Origin of the sequence: Duganella sp. CY15W (genome assembly GCF_009857555.1) — a bacterium.
GTDB classification, from domain to species: domain Bacteria; phylum Pseudomonadota; class Gammaproteobacteria; order Burkholderiales; family Burkholderiaceae_D; genus Rugamonas; species Rugamonas sacchari.
The window spans coordinates 231577-249004 of record NZ_WWCQ01000004.1 but is presented as its reverse complement, the minus strand read 5'-3'; the positions used below and the strand labels follow the sequence as shown (position 1 = coordinate 249004).

Here is a 17428-nt window from a genome sequence, read left to right as displayed (position 1 = left end):
CATGCTGCTCTGGCTCGCACAATTCTTCCAGCAGGACGTCGGATTACTCCGCGTCTTCAACTTCATTACCTTCCGCGCGGTGTTTGCCACCGCGACGGCGCTGTTCATTGGCCTGGCGGCTGGCCCGTTCGTGATCCGCAAGCTGACCGCCATGAAGTATGGCCAGGCTGTGCGTACCGATGGTCCGCAGACCCACCTGAAAAAACATGGCACGCCAACCATGGGCGGTGTGCTGATTCTGCTGTCGATCGCGATTTCCACGCTGCTGTGGTGCGACCTGTCGAACCGCCTGATCTGGCCAGTGCTGATCGTCACGCTGGGCTTTGGCGCGGTAGGCTGGGTGGATGATTACCGCAAGGTGGTGTACCAGGACCCGGAAGGCATGCGTTCGCGCGAAAAGTATTTCTGGCAGTCGCTGGTCGGCATCGCTGCGGCGCTGTATCTGGCGTTCTCGGTATCCGCGCCGGGCACTTCTCAGGTGTTTGAGCTGTTCTTTGCCTGGGTGCGCTCCGGCTTCTCGATGGATCTGCCGCCCAAGGCCGACCTGATTGTGCCGTTCTTCAAGACCATCAGCTATCCGCTGGGCGTGTGGGGTTTCATCGCGCTGACATATTGCGTCATCGTTGGCTCGTCGAATGCGGTTAACTTTACTGATGGTCTGGATGGCCTGGCGATCATGCCGACGATTATGGTCGGTTCGGCACTGGGCCTGTTTGCCTACCTGACTGGTAGCTCGACGTATTCGAAGTATCTGTTCTTGCCGCATATTCCGGGCGCGGGCGAGTTGATTATTTTCTGCGGTGCGCTGGCTGGTGCCGGTCTGGCGTTCCTGTGGTTTAACACCCATCCTGCGCAGGTGTTCATGGGCGACGTCGGCGCGCTGGCACTGGGCGGCGCACTGGGGACCATCGCGGTGATCGTGCGTCAGGAAATCGTGTTGTTCATCATGGGCGGCATCTTCGTTGCGGAGACGGTGTCGGTGATGATTCAGGTGACGTGGTTCAAGTACACCAAGAAGCGTTATGGCACTGGCCGTCGCGTGTTCCTGATGGCGCCACTGCACCATCACTTTGAACAAAAAGGCTGGAAAGAGACCCAGGTTGTCGTCCGCTTCTGGATTGTGACGATGATTCTGGTACTGGTTGGACTCTCGACGTTGAAGCTGCGCTGATGATTTACGAAGGCAAAAACGCGCTGGTATTAGGGCTGGGGGAATCCGGCCTGGCGATGGCGCTGTGGCTCGCCCGCAGCGGCGCGCGCGTGCGCGTGGCCGATACGCGTGAGGCTCCTGATCGTCTGCCGGCGTTGCGTGCTGCCGTGCCTGACGTGGAATTCATCGCCGGTGCGTTTGGTGCTTCGCTGCTGGATGGCGTGGACTTTGTGGCCGTCAGCCCTGGCCTGGCGCCGAACCGTGAGCTGGCAGAGATCAATCCGGCCGCCATGGCCGCCGGTATTCCGGTATGGGGCGAGATTGAGTTGTTCGCGCAGGCGCTGGAATCGCTGAAAGAAGCGCGCGGTTATACGCCGAAGATCATCGCCATCACTGGCACCAACGGCAAGACCACCGTGACCACGCTGGTAGGCCAGTTGTGCGAGCGCGCCGGCAAGACCGTGCGCGTTGCCGGTAATATCAGCCCGGCCGCGCTGGACGTGCTGCGTGAAGTCCTCGACGCCGCCGGCCCGGTCACCGCGCCAACCGATGCCGCGCAGCCCGACGACGCCGTGTCCGAAGTCACCGCTGCTGCGCCGGCTGCGCTGCCGGATGTCTGGGTACTGGAGCTGTCGAGCTTCCAACTGCAGACCACCTTCACGCTGGAAGCCGACGCGGCGACCGTGTTGAACGTCACGCAGGACCACCTGGACTGGCACGGCGACATGCCGTCCTACGCCGCCGCCAAGCACCGCATCTTCGCCGCCAACACCGTCCGCGTCCTGAACCGCGAGGACGCAACGACCATGCGGATGGCCAGTGCCACCGGCAATAACGTCACCTTCGGCACCGACGCGCCGACGTTGCGCGACGACCTTGGCCTGAACAACGAGCGTGGCATCCTGTGGCTGGCTACCGCCATCCCGGCCGAAGAAGAGGGCGAGCCGAAGAAACGCAAAAAGAACGATCCGCCACCACCGCCGGTGGAATGCATCGTCAAAAACCTGATGCCTGCGGACGCGCTGCAAATTCGTGGCATCCACAACGCCGCCAATGCACTGGCCGCGCTGGCCCTGTGCCGCGCCATCGACCTGCCACTGGCGCCACTGCTGCACGGCCTGCGCGAATACCGCGGCCAGCCGCATCGCGTTGAACTGGTCAGCGCCATCAATGACGTCGAATACTACGACGACAGCAAAGGCACCAACGTCGGCGCCACCGTGGCCGCACTGAGTGGCCTGGGCAAAGCCTTCACCGGCGACAACCAGCGCCTGCTGGTCATCATGGGAGGCGATGGCAAGGGCCAGGACTTCACGCCATTGGCCGAGCCAACCGGACGCTATGCGCGCGCCGTGCTGCTCATCGGCCGCGACGCCCCGCAGATCCGCGTCGCGCTGGCCAACACCGGCGTCACGCTGGAAGACTGCGGCACCGACCTGCCGCACGCGGTCAAGCGCGCGAGCGAACTGGCGCAAGCCGGCGACGCCGTGCTGCTGTCCCCGGCCTGCGCCAGCATGGACATGTTCAAGAACTACGCGCATCGCGCCCAGGTGTTCATCGACACCGTGCGCGATATCGCGCTCGACGCTGGACAGGAGATCTAAATGGCCTTGCAGCTGCCGTTCCGCTTTGGCGCCAAGTCGGCTGAAACGCCGATGGAGAGCCGCGCGCGGCAGTCGAAGATGATGGAGTACGACCAGCCCCTGGTCTGGGTCACGCTGTTGCTGATGCTGCTCGGGATGGTGATGGTGTACTCGGCGTCGATCTCGCTGCCGGATTCGCCCAAGTTCGCCAACTACGTCCGCTGGCAGAACACCTACTTCCTGCAACGCCAGGCGATGTTCATTGCCGTGTCCCTGCTGGTGGGGCTGTTCGTCTTCCGCGTGCGCGTCGCCGACCTGCAGAAGGCCGCGCCGTACCTGTTTATCGGCACGCTGGTGCTGCTGGTGCTGGTGCTGATTCCGGGCGTCGGCGTCGTCGTGAACGGTGGCCGCCGCTGGTTGTCGCTCAAGGTATTCAACGTGCAGCCATCGGAACTGATGAAAGTCGTGGCCGTGCTGTACGCCGCCGATTACACCGTGCGCAAACAGGAATACATGCACAAGCTGACCAAAGGCTTCATGCCGATGGCGGCCGCGGTTGGTTTCGTCGGCCTGTTGCTGCTGCTGGAGCCGGACCTTGGCGCCTTCGGCGTCATCGTCTGCATCGCCATGGGCATCCTGTTCCTGGGCGGGATCAACGCGATCTGGTTCGGCGGCATTGGCGCCGTGCTGGTGCTGCTCTTCGGCTCTATCATCGCGCTGTCGAAATTCCGCCGCGAGCGTTATTTCGCCTACCTGAATCCGTGGGAAGAAGACAATGCGCTGAACAAGGCTTACCAGCTGACCCACTCGCTGATCGCTTTCGGGCGCGGCGAGATTTTTGGCGTTGGCCTGGGCGGCAGCGTGGAAAAACTGCACTACCTGCCGGAAGCGCATACCGACTTCCTGCTGGCGGTGATCGGCGAAGAACTAGGCCTGGCCGGTGTGCTGGTGGTGATCGCGCTGTTCTACTGGATCATCAAGCGCGCCTTCGACATCGGCCGCCAGGCCATCGCCATTGACCAGACCTTTGCCGGCCTGACGGCCAAAGGCATCGGCATCTGGATCGGCGTGCAGACCTTTATCAATATGGGTGTGAACCTGGGCTTACTGCCAACCAAGGGCTTGACCCTGCCGCTGATGAGCTATGGCGGCACGGGCGTTGTAATTAACTGCATCGGACTCGCGATCCTGCTCCGGATCGATTACGAGAACCGGGTCCTGATGCGCGGTGGCAGACTATGAAACGATTAATGATTATGGCGGCCGGTACGGGCGGTCATATTTTCCCGGGCCTGGCGATTGCGCAAACCATGCGCGCGCGCGGCTGGGAAGTGAGCTGGCTGGGTACGTCGGCCGGCATGGAACAGGATCTGGTGCCGAAACACGGCATCGCGATGGACAGCATCGACTTCACCGGCATGCGCGGCAAAGGCCTGAAGCATACGGTGTCTGGTGCGTTCAAGATGGTGAAGGCGTTTGCCGACTGCTTCAGCTTTATTGGCCGCCGCAAGCCGGACGTGGTGATGGGAATGGGCGGTTATGTGACTGTGCCTGGCGGCTTCATGGCGCGTCTGCGCCGCACGCCGCTGGTGCTGGTGAATGCCGATGCCGCCCTGCTGCTGTCGAATAAAACGCTGGTGCCGGTCGCAAGCCGTGTGTGCTTCGGCTTTCCGGCCAACTTTGGCAGTGCGGCCAGCAAGGCTATCGTCACCGGCAATCCGGTACGCAAGGAGATTCTGGACCTGCCGTCGCCAGCCCAGCGCTTTGCAGGCCGCGAAGGTCCGTTGCGCATCCTGGTGGTGGGCGGCAGCCTGGGCGCGAAAGCGCTGAACGACAGCCTGCCTGCGGCGCTGGCGCTGATCCCTGAAGGTCAGCGTCCGCAAGTGACGCACCAGTCGGGCAAGAAGAATATCGATGCGCTGCGTGCGGCGTATCAGCAGGCCGGTGTGACGGCCAACGTGGTCGATTTCATCGACGACATGGCGGCGGCATACAGCGCCGCCGACCTGGTGATCTGCCGTGCCGGCGCGATCACGGTGTCTGAACTGACGGCCGCCGGCGTGGCCAGCGTGCTGGTGCCGTTCATGGCATCGACCACCAGCCACCAGCGCGACAACGCGCAATGGATGGCGAAGCAGAAGGCGGCGATTCATATGCCGCAAACGGAACTGAGCGCGCAATCCGTTGCGACGCTGCTGGAAACGCTGACCCGCGCATCGTGCCTGGCCATGGCCAACGCCGCGCGCGAAGTCGGCAAGCGCGATTCGAATGAAGCCATCGCGCAGGTATTGGAACAATTAGCATTGGATAAGCTGTGAAACATAAAGTACAGAACATACACTTCGTCGGCATCGGCGGCAGCGGTATGAGCGGCATTGCAGAAGTGCTGCTCACGCTGGGCTACACCGTGTCCGGCTCGGACCTGGGCAGCAATATTGTCACCCAGCGCCTGGCCGGCATGGGAGCGATTGTGTATCAGGGCCACGCGGCGGAAAACATCGGCAAGGCCGATGCTGTCGTCACCTCGACCGCTGTACAGCAGGACAATCCTGAAGTGGTCGCAGCCCGCAGCCGTAAAATTCCTATCGTCCCGCGCGCAGTGATGCTGGGCGAGTTGATGCGCCTGAAGCGCGGCATCGCCATCGCCGGCACGCACGGTAAAACCACCACCACCAGCCTGGTGGCGTCGGTGCTGGCACAGGGCGGTCTCGATCCGACCTTCGTCATCGGCGGCCGGCTGACTGCGGCTGGCGCCAACGCCAAGCTGGGTACCGGCGACTATCTGGTTGCCGAAGCGGACGAGTCGGACGCCTCGTTCCTGAATCTGACGCCGATGATCGAAGTCATTACGAACATCGACGCCGATCACATGGAAACCTACGAGCACGATTTCGAGAAGCTCAAGCAGGCCTTCGTCCACTTCACGCACCGCCTGCCGTTCTACGGCCGCGCCATGCTGTGCATCGACGACCCGCACGTGCGTGCCATCCTGCCGCAAGTGACCAAGCCTGTGACGACCTACGGTTTTGCAGAAGACGCCGAAGTGCGCGCCGTGAACGCGCGCGCCGTTGGCGTGGAAATGCACTTCACCGTGAAGCAGGAGGGCTACCCGGACCTGGACGTGGTACTGAACCAGCCAGGCCTGCATAACGTGCAGAACGCCTGCTCCGCTGTGGCGATCGCGCGCGAAATCGGCATCGCCGACAGCGCCACGCAAGCCGGTCTGGCCGGCTTCGCAGGTGTCGGCCGCCGCTTCACCAAGTATGGCGACGTAGCGATTCCTGGCGGCGGGGCCTTCACGCTGGTGGACGACTTCGGCCACCATCCGCTGGAAATGGACGTGACCATGGCTGCCGCACGCGCTGCTTATCCGGGCCGCCGTCTGGTGCTGGCTTTCCAGCCGCACCGCTACAGCCGTACCCGCGACCTGTTTGAAGATTTCGTCAAGGTGCTGGGCGCACCGGACGTGCTGGTGCTGGGCGAAGTGTACGCCGCAGGCGAGACGCCAGTGGTGGCCGCCGATGGCCGCTCGCTGGCGCATGCTGTGCGCGCACGCGGCAAGACCGAACCAATTTTTGTTGAGGCCATCGGCGACATGCCGGAGACCATCATGGGCGTGGTACGCGACGGCGATGTCGTGATGACCATGGGCGCAGGCTCGATCAGCGGCGTCCCGGCCAAACTGACTAATTATCCAAAGGTCTGAATCGTGAGCACACTGAATCCACAAGACGCAAAAGCATTCGGTAAGGTCGGCGTGCTGTTTGGCGGCCGCTCGGCAGAGCGCGAAGTATCCAATATGTCCGGCGCCGGTGTGCTGGCTGCGCTGAAAAGCAAAGGCATTGACGCTCACCCCTTCGATCCGGGCCAGCGTTCGCTGGCTGAACTGGCGGCAGAAAAATTCGATCGCGTGTTTATCGCGCTGCACGGCCGCTTCGGCGAAGACGGCAGCCTGCAAGGCGCCCTGGAACTGCTGGGCATTCCCTACACCGGCAGCGGTGTGATGGCCAGTTCGGTCGGCATGGACAAGATCACCACCAAGATCGTGTGGCTGCACCAAGGTTTGCCAACGCCTCGCTACGCCGTGCTGAATGCGCAATCGGATCTGGCGGCCACCGCCGCCGATCTGGGCCTGCCGCTGATCGTCAAGCCGCCGCATGAGGGTTCGACCATCGGTATCACCAAGGTCAGCGAGGCAACTGGCTTCAAGGCTGCCTACGACATCGCCGCCGCGCTGGATGATTCGGTGATGGCGGAAGAATTTGTCACCGGCCGTGAATTCACGGTGGCGATCCTGGGCGGCGGCGCCACCGCGCGCGCATTGCCTGTGGTGGAAATCGTCGCGCCGGAAGGCAATTACGACTATCAGAACAAGTACTTCACGGACGACACCAAGTATCACTGCCCAGCCGCGCTGCCGGATGCGCTGGCCGCGGAGATGCAGCGTATCGCCGTGCAGGCTTACCGTGCACTGGGTTGCGAGGGCTGGGGCCGGGTTGACGTGCTGCTGCGCGAAACCGACCAGAAGCCGTTCCTGCTCGAGGTGAACACCTCGCCAGGCATGACCAGCCACTCGCTGGTGCCGATGGCGGCGCGCGCGGAAGGCATCAGTTATGAAGACCTGTGCGTGGAAATCCTGCGCACTGCACGTTTGAAAATGAAGGGTTGAGTGGTCGATGTGGCATGACGTGAGGGCTTTGAATGCTACCGCCAGCGGACTGTTCGCGCTGACGATACTGGCATGCATCGCGTCCGGCGTGTGGTGGGTGTCGCAGCGGCCGATGTTCAACCTGCGCACCATTCGGATTGAGACGATTAGCAATAACGAAGAACTGAAGCATGTGAATCACCTGACGCTGCGTAACAACGCGCTGGGCCGGATCAAGGGCAACTTCTTCACCACCAACCTGGATGCAGTACGCCAGGCGTTTGAGTCGGTGCCCTGGGTACGCCGCGCCACGGTACGCCGCGAATGGCCGGACCAGTTGATTGTGGCGCTGGAGGAGCATGAAGCGCTCGGCACCTGGGGCGAGGACGGCAGGCTGTTGTCGACCAAGGGCGATGTGTTTACCGCCAATCTGGCCGAAGCGGAAGAGGATCATGCGCTGCCGGAGTTTGAAGGGCCGGATGGCAGCGAGAAGGAAGTATTGTCGCGTTACGACGAGTTGCGGAAATGGTTTGCGCCGCTCCAGCTGGTGCCGCAAACGTTATCGCTTTCAAGCCGGTACGCGTGGACGGTGAAACTGAATAATGGCATGAGCGTGGCGCTGGGCCGGGAACAGACCAGCGCGACGTTGAAGGAGAGGGTGGACCGCCTGATCGGGATTTATCCGCAACTGGTGGAACACCTGCCGAATATTGACACGATAGACATGCGGTACCAGAACGGTTTGGCGTTGAGCGCACAGGGGCTGAAGATGCCCGTGGAAGGCGCAAAACCCAAATCACTCATCAAGAAACCTACGGCCAAAAAACCGGATACAAAGCACACATAGCAGGCAAAGAGAAATGACAAAAGACGCTAAAAACCTGATCGTCGGCCTCGATATCGGTACCTCGAAGGTGGTGGCCGTGGTGGCCGAGGTGATGGGCGATGGACGCCACGAAGTAATTGGCCTGGGCCAGCATGAATCGCGCGGCCTGAAAAAAGGTGTGGTGGTCAACATCGAAGCGACCGTGGAATCGATTCAGCGCGCGCTGGAAGAAGCCGAGCTGATGGCCGACTGCAAGATCCGCAACGTGTACGCGGGTATCGCGGGCAGCCATATCCGCAGCTTCAATTCCAGCGGCATGGTGGCGATCAAGGACAAGGAAGTGACGGCGACCGACGTAGCGCGCGTCATTGAAACGGCAAAGGCGGTTAACATTCCGACCGACCAGCAATTGCTGCATACGGTACCGCAAGAATTCATCGTCGACAGCCAGGAAGATGTGCGTGAGCCGATCGGCATGAGCGGCATCCGGCTGGAAGTGAAAGTGCACATCGTCACCGGCGCCGTGTCGGCGGTGCAGAACATCGTCAAGTGCGTGCGCCGCTGTGGCCTGGAAGTATCGGACCTGATCCTGCAGCCGATGGCCTCGGCCGATGCGGTACTGACCCGCGATGAAAAAGAACTGGGCGTGGTGCTGATCGATATTGGCGGCGGCACCACCGACGTGGCCGTGTTCTCGGACGGCGCGATCCGTCACACCGCAGTGATTCCAATTGCCGGTGACCAGATCACCAACGACATCGCCATGGCGTTGCGTACGCCGACCACGGAAGCGGAAGAGATCAAGATCCGCTACGGCGTGGCCAAGCAGGTGCTGGCTGATCCGGGCGAATCGCTGGAAGTGCCGGGACTGGGCGACCGTGGTCCGCGCAACCTGTCGCGTCAGGCGCTGGCGGCGGTGATCGAGCCGCGCGTGGAAGAGCTGTTCGCGATGGTGCACCAGGTGGTGCGCGAGTCGGGCTACGAAGGCGTGCTGTCCTCGGGCATCGTGCTGACCGGCGGCACCTCGATCATGCCGGGCATGGTGGAGATGGCGGAAGACATATTCCTCAAGCCGGCGCGTCTGGGCACGCCGGATTACCGTGGCCAGTTGGCAGACGTGGTGCGCAGCCCGCGCTACGCGACCGTACTGGGCCTGTTGTTGGAAGCGAAAAAGCAGTACCTGCGTGGCCACATCGTCACGCGGCAGGATGGATCGGTAAAAGCAGTCTGGCAGCGTATGAAGGAATGGTTCCTCGGGAATTTCTGAGGCCTGTCTCTAACTAACACAAATTTTTATATTAAACCGCAGTTTTCAATCTCCAGTTCTCCTACAATTATGAGGACTGGCGCTTGAAAACCGCATTCTGATAGGAGTCACATCATGGAGTTCGATATGGTCGATAACGCAGCTTTGGGTACTGTCATCAAGGTCGTTGGGGTCGGCGGTGCGGGTGGCAATGCGGTACAACACATGATCAACAAAGGTATGTCCGGCGTCGAGTTCATCGCCGCCAATACCGACGCGCAGGCGCTGTCGACCTCCAAGGCCGACAACATCATCCAGATCGGCGAGACCGGTCTGGGCGCAGGCATGAAACCTGACGTCGGCCGCAAGCTGGCGGAAGAATCGCGCCAGCGCATCGAAGACTCGCTGCGCGGCGCGCACATGGTCTTCATCGCTGCCGGCATGGGCGGCGGCACCGGCACCGGCGCCGCCCCTATCGTGGCGGAAGTCGCCAAGTCGCTGGGCGCGCTGACCGTGGCAGTGGTATCGAAGCCGTTCTCGCACGAAGGCCAGAAGTGCATGGACATCGCCGACGAAGGCCTGGAACAGCTGTCGGCCAACGTCGACTCGCTGATCGTGATTCTGAACGAGAAGCTGGAAGAGATCTACGAAGACGAATCGCTGATCGAATGGCTGCAACACGCTGACGATGTGCTCAACAACGCGGTGGCCGGTATCGCCGAGATCATCAACGTGCCGGGCCACATCAACGTCGACTTCAACGACGTCAAGACCATCATGGGCGAGCAGGGCAAGGCGATGATGGGGACCGCCACCGCTGCTGGCGTGGACCGCGCGCGCATCGCTGCCGAGCAGGCCGTGGCATCGCCGCTGCTGGATGGCGTTGACCTGTCGGGCGCACGCGGCGTGCTGGTGAACGTCACCGCATCGCGTGGCCTGAAAGGTAAGGAGATCAAGGAAGTCATGGCGGCGGTGCGCGCGTTTGCCGCGCCGGACGCCTCGATCGCACAAGGTATCGCTTACGACGACGAGATGGGCGACAGCATCCGCGTGACCGTGGTGGCCACGGGTCTGGGCAAAGCCAAGAAACACGTGCAGCTGGTACCTCAGCAGATGCTGCGTACCGGCACCCACAACAGCCCGATGATGCCATCGGCTGCCATGGGTGGCGCGGCGGCGGCGCAAGGCCTGTCGATGGGCGCGGCCGGCGGCATGGGCGGCGGCGCATCGCCAGCGTTCGACGGCATGAAAGCCCCGGCCGTATGGCGCCGCGAATCGGCTTCCGAGCAGGTGCGCGCAATGGAAAAGAACGGCATGGAAACCTACGACATTCCTGCTTTCCTGCGCAAACAGGCCGATTAAGGCATACTGCCGGTTCTATCCGGGGAAAAAGCCGCACCTCGGTGCGGCTTTTTACATTCAACATATAAAAGGAGTCATCCATGACCATCAAGATTGGCGATAAACTGCCAGAAGGCACCCTGTCCGAATTCATCGAAACCGAAACCGAAGGCTGTTCGCTCGGCCCGAACACCTTCAATGTACAAGACCTGGTCAAGGGCAAGAAGATCGCGATCTTCGGTCTGCCAGGCGCCTACACCCCGACCTGCTCGGCACAGCACGTGCCGGGTTACGTCAAGCACGCCGCCGAGCTCAAAGCCAAGGGCGTGGATGAGATCTGGTGCATCTCGGTCAACGATGCTTTCGTCATGGGCGCATGGGGCCGCGACCAGAAAGCCACCGGCACTGTACGCATGATGGCCGACGGTAACGCCGCTTACTCGAAAGCGCTGGGCCTGGACGCCGACTTCAGCAAATTCGGCATGGGCACCCGCTCGCAGCGCTACTCGCTGCTGGTGGAAGACGGTGTGGTCACCCAGCTCAATATCGAACAGGGTGGCAAGTTCGAAGTATCGAACGCAGAAACCCTGCTGAGCCAAGCCTGATCACCCTACTGCTTTATCGATGTCAATAAACGGCGCTGCGGCGCCGTTTTTCATTTTCGCCAGCGTTCTCCACGTCAGCGCTGCATTCCTTCTCGCATGATGCTCCGGCCTTGGCATGCCGCCTGCGTCGTCATACGTTTTTTATTCTAGTTAATAATTAAATATTATACGTATTTTCTCTGGTTTGTTACATTTCTATAGAATTCATCAATTACTTGCAAATAGAATAGCTGCGTTGCCGGATGTATTAATCGATATTTCCGGCCTGCGTTTTTTTAGCTATAACGCGGGTAATAACAAAGCTTAAATATACTAGGACTTAAAATGGAAATTGTTCAACGCATTATGGCCAAGGTGGTTGGCCAGGAAATCAGTAAAGAAGAGCTGGAAAAAGTAGCCGGTGCCGGCAAGGGCAAGGACGTTCCTTGTGAGGGTACCAGTGGTCCTCCTACCTATTACAGCAGCGGCAAAGTGGTTTGCAAAGATACGTAATATTTAATGCTAGACCCCGTGCTGCAAGCATGGGGTTTTAGCTGGCAGGCTTTGATTTTGGTACTGGTATGAAAAAGATTTTAATTATTACGCAGCTTAACGATATCCATGCGCATGCTGTGTACTGGGGCCTACGCCAGCGCGGAGCACAGCCAGTGCTGTGGTACTGGGCTGACTTTCCGGAAAAGAATGTGTCGACGTTTCAGATTGGTAACCACACCAAGGCCAGTGCCCGGTTTGAATCAGTGGCTGGGCCGGTTGCCGGCCCCTTCGATGTGATCTGGGTACGCCGCAAAGGTATGCCACAAGCCAGGAAGGGCGCGCATCCAGATGATCTGGAGGCTATCAAGTCGGAATCCGAGGACTATCTTCAGAGTATCTTGCCGACCTTGGCGCACGGTAAAACCGCATGGATTAATGACCAGGCCTCTGATCTGCGCGCCGGCAATAAAATCGAGCAGCTGGTTGTCGCAAAAAAAATAGGTTTTAAAATACCAGAAACCTTGATTGGAAATGATTATAACGAAATACGGGAATTCTTCCGGAAACATAATAAAAATGTGATTGTCAAAGCATTTTATCTATGGGATTGGGATAATCCTGACGGATCAAAAACCGTCGCCAGAACCTCACGTGTCACGTCCGTGCATTTTGAAAGCCGTTACCCTATCGAAGGTTGCCCGGCAATCTATCAGGAATTAATTGAAAAGACTATCGAATTACGCATCACCGTGATGGGCGAAAAAGTCATTGCTGCGGCGATTGACAGCCAGCGGGATGGCCCGACGATAGACTGGCGCTGCGAGGGGGGACGCGGACAAACCAATCTGTTGCCTTACGAGCTAGATAGCGCACTGGAACAGCGCTGCGTACGTCTATGCCGCGAGCTGGATATTGTTTTTGGCTGCATTGATATGATCGTTGATAAGAAAGGCGATTTTATATTCCTTGAAGTGAACAAGATGGGGCAATTCCTGTGGAAGGAAGATGCCATGCCGGCGCTGGCCATGCTGGAGCATTTCTGCCACTTCGTGCTGGGCAGCGCGGCGCCAGCCCAGCACGCTCCCCTGAAACTGGCCGATTTTTACCGCTCCGAGCACTATCGCCAAGTCATGGCCGCGCTGCCATGAAGCAGGGCCTGTTCCGCGAAGAAGTGCTGGCGGCGAAACAGACTTCGCCGTTGGGCGCCGTCTTTATCATGCAGCCCTTGTCGCTAAAGCTGCTGGCCGGCCTGGCCTGTGCCTGCGCGGTCGGTTTGATACTGTTTCTGGGCTTAAGCCAATACGCGGCACGCGTGACAGCCTTCGGCATCATTGCACCCAGCATGGGACTGCTGAAAGTACAGAGTCCCAATAGCGGCATTGTGCTGCGCCGTAGTGTCCAGGCCGGCCAGCAGGTGCGTGCCGGCCAGGTGCTGTACACGGTGTCCAGCGAGATGCTGTATAGCGGTGGCCGGGTGGGCGCGCTGGCAGAGGGACTGCAGAGTATTGCCGCGCGCGCGGGCAGCCTGGCGGCAGAGCAGGGCAACACCACGCGCGCACTGGAGCGCGACATGGACAACAATGCCGGCATCGTGGCCAGCCTGGCTGCTGAAATCCGGCAAAGCGAGGTGGAATTGGCGATTCAGGAAGAGCGGTTTGCCGTGGCAGGGCAGCAGTATCAAAAGCATGTGGAGGCGCAGGCCCAGGGGTATATCTCGTCCTCCGCCTTGCAGTTGAAATATGAGCTCGTGCTTGAACAAAAAGCCAGGTTGCAGAGCATGCGGCGCGAGCAGCTGACACTGCGCCGTTCACTGGCGGGCGCCGAGCACGATGCAGTCACGCTGCGCAGCAAGAAGACCAATGTGCTGGAGCAGTTTGAACGCCAGCAACTGGCGCTGGAACAGGAGCGCGTCACCATGTCGCTGGCCAAGGAAAGCCTGGTGACGGCGCCGGGCGCGGGAACGGTGGCCAGCGTGCTGATCGAACCTGGCCAGCGTATCGACAAGCAGGTGCTGCTGACCATCTTGCCTGACGGCGCGCGCTACGAGGCGGTGGTGTATTTGCCGAGCAAGGCCATCGCCCATGTCCGGCCCAACGATGCGGTGCGCCTGCGGATAGCGGCCTTTCCCTACCTGCAGTTCGGCAGCCTGAGCGGCACTGTGCTGGAGGTATCGAATGTCGCCATGTCGTTGCAGGAGATTGCCGACGAAGTCACGCCCAACAATATTCCGGTGGCGAAGAATGACGGTCTGTTCCGTGTGCGCGTGGCCTTGCCGGGAACGCAACTGCTGTTGGCGGGGAAGACCTATCCCTTCCGCACCGGCATGCAGATTGAAGCGGAATTTTTGCATGAGCGTTTGAGCCTGCTGCGCTGGATTTTCCGCCCGCTCTATGAATTGCAAGCAAAAGGATGACCATGGCGCTGGATCTGAGTAAATTGAACTTGAGCTTCCGCAAACGCCTGCCCGTGGTGTTGCAGAGCGAATCCGCCGAGTGCGGGCTGGCTTGCCTGGCGATGGTGCTGGGCTACCATGGCCACATGATCGACCTGAGTGTGCTGCGCAGCACGTATTCCGGTGGCGCGCGCGGGCTGAGCATGAAACATCTGGTGGATATTGCCGAACATCTCAAGCTGGATACGCGGGCGGTCAAGGTGACGCTGGATGACCTGGCGTACTTGAAAAAACCGGCGCTGCTGCACTGGAATCTGGACCACTTCGTCGTATTGAAATCGGTGTCTGCCACGGCCGATGGCCGTTTGCTGTCGGCCTGCGTTCATGACCCGGCACATGGCGAGCTGCGGCTCGACCGTGCAGCCATTTCGGCAGCGTTTACGGGCATCGCCTTGGAACTCGCGCCCGGCCTGGCGTTCACTCCGAAGGTCGAGCGCAGGCGCATGGCCCTGGCCGATCTGCTGCGCGGGGTGGGCGGACTGGGGAAATCGCTGCTGACCGTGTTTGGCCTGGCGGTTTCGCTGGAGCTGTTTGCGCTGACGGCGCCCTTGCTGATGCAACTGGTGGTCGATGGCGTCGTCCCTGCGTCCGACCGCGAATTGCTGGCTGTCGCCTGTCTTGGATTTGCCTGCCTGGCTGCGCTGCAGGTTGGCGTGGGCGCATTGCGTTCGTGGACCATACTGTATATCAGCTCGCAGTTGAATCTGCAGATGACGAGCGGAATTTTCCGCCATTTGCTGCACCTGCCGCTGTCTTATTTTGAACGGCGCCATCTGGGTGACGTGGCCTCGCGCTTTGCCGCCATCCACGAAATCCAGGACAAGCTGTCGACCCGATTTATTGAAGCGGTGATCGATGGTGTGCTGGCCGCGACGTCGCTGCTGGTGCTGTGCTATTACCGTCCGCTCCTGGCTGCTGTTGTGCTGGCGTTTTTCCTGGTCTATCTGCTGTTTCGCTGGACCACGCAGAGCGTGCTGCGCGAAGCTGGCGCCCGGCATCTGGTGCTGCAGGGCCGGGAACAGTCGCTGTTTCTTGAGTCGGTACGCGGCATACAGACCATCAAACTGTTCAACCACGAGCGTGGCCGGCTGGCGCGCTGGCAGGGCGCGGCAGTGGATGTGGCCAACCAGAATATCCGGCTCAGCAAGCTGGGGCTGTATTTTTCTTCCGCCAGCGCGCTGTTGGCAGCGGTGGAAAATATTCTGGTGATATGGCTGGCCGCGCTGGCGATCCTGGATAGCCGGTTCACGCTGGGCATGCTGTACGCCTTCATCGCTTACAAGATGATTTTTACCGCGCGTGCTTACGCGCTGGTGGACAAGCTGCTGGAGTTTCGCATGCTGGGTTTGCAGACGGAGCGGCTGTCGGACATCGTGCTGGCGCAGCGCGAGGAACACGATGGTGTCGCTGCCGCAGGCCAGCTCGCGCCCCTGGTTGCCAGCGCCGCGCCCAATGTGATCGAATTGAGGAATGTGTCGTTCCGCTATTCCGAGGCGGAGCCTTGGGTGCTGTACCGGGTCAGCCTGGTGGTGCGGCGCGGCGAATCGCTGGCCATCACGGGGCGTTCGGGGTGCGGAAAAACCACCTTGCTCAAGCTGCTGACTGGCATATTGCCGCCATCTTCCGGTGACATCCTGGTATTTGGCAAGCCGCTGGCGACGCTGGGTGCCAGAGAGTACCGCCGATACATCGCAACTGTGATGCAGGAAGACCAGCTGTTTGCCGGTTCCATCGAAGAAAATATCGCTTTCTTTGACAGCACGCCCGACCGCGAACGCGTGCGCGAGTGCGCACGGTTTGCCGCGATCGAAGAAGACATCGAAGCGATGGTGATGGGCTACCAAAGCCTGATTGGCGATATGGCCAGCGGCCTGTCCGGCGGCCAGAAGCAGCGTTTGCTGTTGGCGCGCGCGCTGTACAAGCAGCCTGAGCTGATCTTGCTGGATGAAGCCACCAGCCACCTGGACAGCGAGAATGAACGGCTGGTCAATCACGCCATCAGCCAACTGCAAATGACGAAAATTATTATCGCTCACCGGCGCGAAACCATCGCATCGGCCGGGCGTGTGGTGGAGCTGGCGGATGGCGGCATCGTGCGCGACTTCCGCCAGAACTATGAAGCAGAAAGGTTGGCCTGATGAACGGTTCAGATGTCCCGGTGCTGATGGCCGGCGTATCGATGGCCATGGTGTTCCAGATCTTTGCGCTGGCTGGCATCGGCCAGATCTTTTATTGTGGCGGCCAGAGTGCGCTGATTTGCCGGCGCGCCGTGTTTCACTTGCTGTTCGCTGTGCTGGCTGGCGTGAGCAGCGCGCCATGGATGCAGCTGGCGTGCGCCGCGGCGGCGCTGTTGCTTGGCGCGGGTGGCCTGCTCAGCAAGGCCTTGCTGCCGCAGCGGCCATGCAACTGCTTTGGCGTATTGTCGTATCACCTGGAACCGTGGGTGCCTGCCATCCGGCTGGGTTTGCTGGGTTTTGGCGGGCTTGCCTGCGCCACTCTGGCCGGCCTTGACCGTACCCAGCTCGACGGCGCGGCGTATCAGCAGGCCGCTTGCTGGACGCTTAAACTGGGTTTGCTGGCCCAGGCGTTCTGGCTCATAAGGGTGATGGTCGCGCGCGATGCGCTGGCACAAGCAGCGCTGGCTGCGGCGCCGAAAGAAGTCGCCTTGGCGGATACGGTATTGGCGGGCTATGCCGAGGGGCAGCGCGCCCTGGATGTCGGCGCCATGCTGTCTGCCGTGCCAGCTGTGGCGGTGCTGATGGTGTCGCCGGCGTGCGAGTCCTGCGCGCAGGTCACGCGGCAGGTGGCGGCACTGGCAGCTGCCGGCCGTTTGCCGCTGCCGCTGTACTTGCATTCCAGCGCGCCTTACGCCGGCAAGGATGGCGCCCTGTTGCTCAGCGATCCTCGCGGCGTTTTTGGTGCTGCGCTGGGCATTTCGGCGACCCCATTGCTGGCGGTGCTCAGCCGCGAGCCAGCCTCGGTGGTGGCGCGGCTGGCGCTGGGCGAAGATGAGATCCGCCGTGTCCTGCTTGATTTAATGGTTTAAATGCTGTGTCAGCGTTGCCGCTGGCGCAGCAATACTGTGTGAAAGGAAGTGAGATGC

The 17428-nt window shown here is 60.7% G+C and carries 15 protein-coding genes; all 15 read left to right on the top strand.

Annotated elements, in window-relative coordinates; translation table 11 throughout:
* Nucleotide 1 precedes the first annotated feature (1 nt).
* The 15 genes from mraY to GTP58_RS21075 all read left to right on the top strand — a co-directional run bounded on the left by mraY (nt 2) and on the right by GTP58_RS21075 (nt 17371).
* Nucleotides 2-1171, top strand: coding sequence for a phospho-N-acetylmuramoyl-pentapeptide-transferase (gene mraY, locus GTP58_RS21145; protein ID WP_072785246.1), 1170 nt, complete (start codon nt 2-4; stop codon nt 1169-1171).
* Entirely contained in the window at nt 1171-2754 is a 1584-nt protein-coding gene (gene murD, locus GTP58_RS21140) for a UDP-N-acetylmuramoyl-L-alanine--D-glutamate ligase (protein WP_161079122.1), read from the top strand. Before mraY ends, murD begins: the two co-directional genes overlap by 1 nt.
* Nucleotides 2755-3975 carry a putative lipid II flippase FtsW gene (gene ftsW / locus GTP58_RS21135; RefSeq protein ID WP_072785242.1) on the top strand — a complete coding sequence of 407 codons (1221 nt, stop codon included), beginning with the start codon at nt 2755-2757 and terminating at the stop codon, nt 3973-3975.
* The gene (gene murG, locus GTP58_RS21130) at nt 3972-5051 is read left to right on the top strand and encodes an undecaprenyldiphospho-muramoylpentapeptide beta-N-acetylglucosaminyltransferase (protein ID WP_161079121.1); all 1080 of its coding nucleotides are present in this window, start codon (nt 3972-3974) and stop codon (nt 5049-5051) included. The genes ftsW and murG overlap by 4 nt, the downstream gene beginning before the upstream one ends.
* Complete coding sequence (gene murC / locus GTP58_RS21125; RefSeq protein ID WP_072785238.1) at nt 5048-6439, top strand: UDP-N-acetylmuramate--L-alanine ligase; 1392 nt, start codon at nt 5048-5050, stop codon at nt 6437-6439. The genes murG and murC overlap by 4 nt, the downstream gene beginning before the upstream one ends.
* A gap of 3 nt (nt 6440-6442) precedes the next feature.
* Nucleotides 6443-7402 carry a D-alanine--D-alanine ligase gene (locus GTP58_RS21120; RefSeq protein ID WP_161079120.1) on the top strand — a complete coding sequence of 320 codons (960 nt, stop codon included), beginning with the start codon at nt 6443-6445 and terminating at the stop codon, nt 7400-7402.
* A 7-nt stretch (nt 7403-7409) separates the two neighbouring features.
* Nucleotides 7410-8228, top strand: a complete 819-nt coding sequence (locus GTP58_RS21115) for a cell division protein FtsQ/DivIB (RefSeq protein WP_072785235.1) — start codon at nt 7410-7412, stop codon at nt 8226-8228.
* 13 nt (nt 8229-8241) lie between these two features.
* Nucleotides 8242-9474 (top strand): cell division protein FtsA, encoded by a 1233-nt coding sequence (ftsA, locus tag GTP58_RS21110; RefSeq protein WP_072785234.1) that lies wholly within the window; start codon nt 8242-8244, stop codon nt 9472-9474.
* A 114-nt stretch (nt 9475-9588) separates the two neighbouring features.
* The gene (ftsZ, locus tag GTP58_RS21105; RefSeq protein ID WP_072785233.1) at nt 9589-10815 is read left to right on the top strand and encodes a cell division protein FtsZ; all 1227 of its coding nucleotides are present in this window, start codon (nt 9589-9591) and stop codon (nt 10813-10815) included.
* An 80-nt stretch (nt 10816-10895) separates the two neighbouring features.
* A complete protein-coding gene (locus GTP58_RS21100) occupies nt 10896-11399 on the top strand; it encodes a peroxiredoxin (protein WP_161079119.1) in 504 nt (167 codons plus the stop codon).
* Nucleotides 11400-11723: 324 nt separating this feature from the next.
* On the top strand, nt 11724-11891 hold the full coding sequence (locus GTP58_RS21095; protein ID WP_161079118.1) for a hypothetical protein: 168 nt from the start codon (nt 11724-11726) through the stop codon (nt 11889-11891).
* Nucleotides 11892-11959: 68 nt separating this feature from the next.
* A complete protein-coding gene (locus GTP58_RS21090; protein WP_161079117.1) occupies nt 11960-13021 on the top strand; it encodes a RimK family alpha-L-glutamate ligase in 1062 nt (353 codons plus the stop codon).
* Nucleotides 13018-14286 carry an HlyD family secretion protein gene (locus tag GTP58_RS21085; RefSeq protein ID WP_161079116.1) on the top strand — a complete coding sequence of 423 codons (1269 nt, stop codon included), beginning with the start codon at nt 13018-13020 and terminating at the stop codon, nt 14284-14286. The genes GTP58_RS21090 and GTP58_RS21085 overlap by 4 nt, the downstream gene beginning before the upstream one ends.
* 2 nt (nt 14287-14288) lie before the next feature.
* Nucleotides 14289-16463 (top strand): peptidase domain-containing ABC transporter, encoded by a 2175-nt coding sequence (locus tag GTP58_RS21080; protein ID WP_229215683.1) that lies wholly within the window; start codon nt 14289-14291, stop codon nt 16461-16463.
* Nucleotides 16463-17371 carry a hypothetical protein gene (locus tag GTP58_RS21075; protein WP_161079114.1) on the top strand — a complete coding sequence of 303 codons (909 nt, stop codon included), beginning with the start codon at nt 16463-16465 and terminating at the stop codon, nt 17369-17371. The genes GTP58_RS21080 and GTP58_RS21075 overlap by 1 nt, the downstream gene beginning before the upstream one ends.
* Nucleotides 17372-17428: the final 57 nt, after the last annotated feature.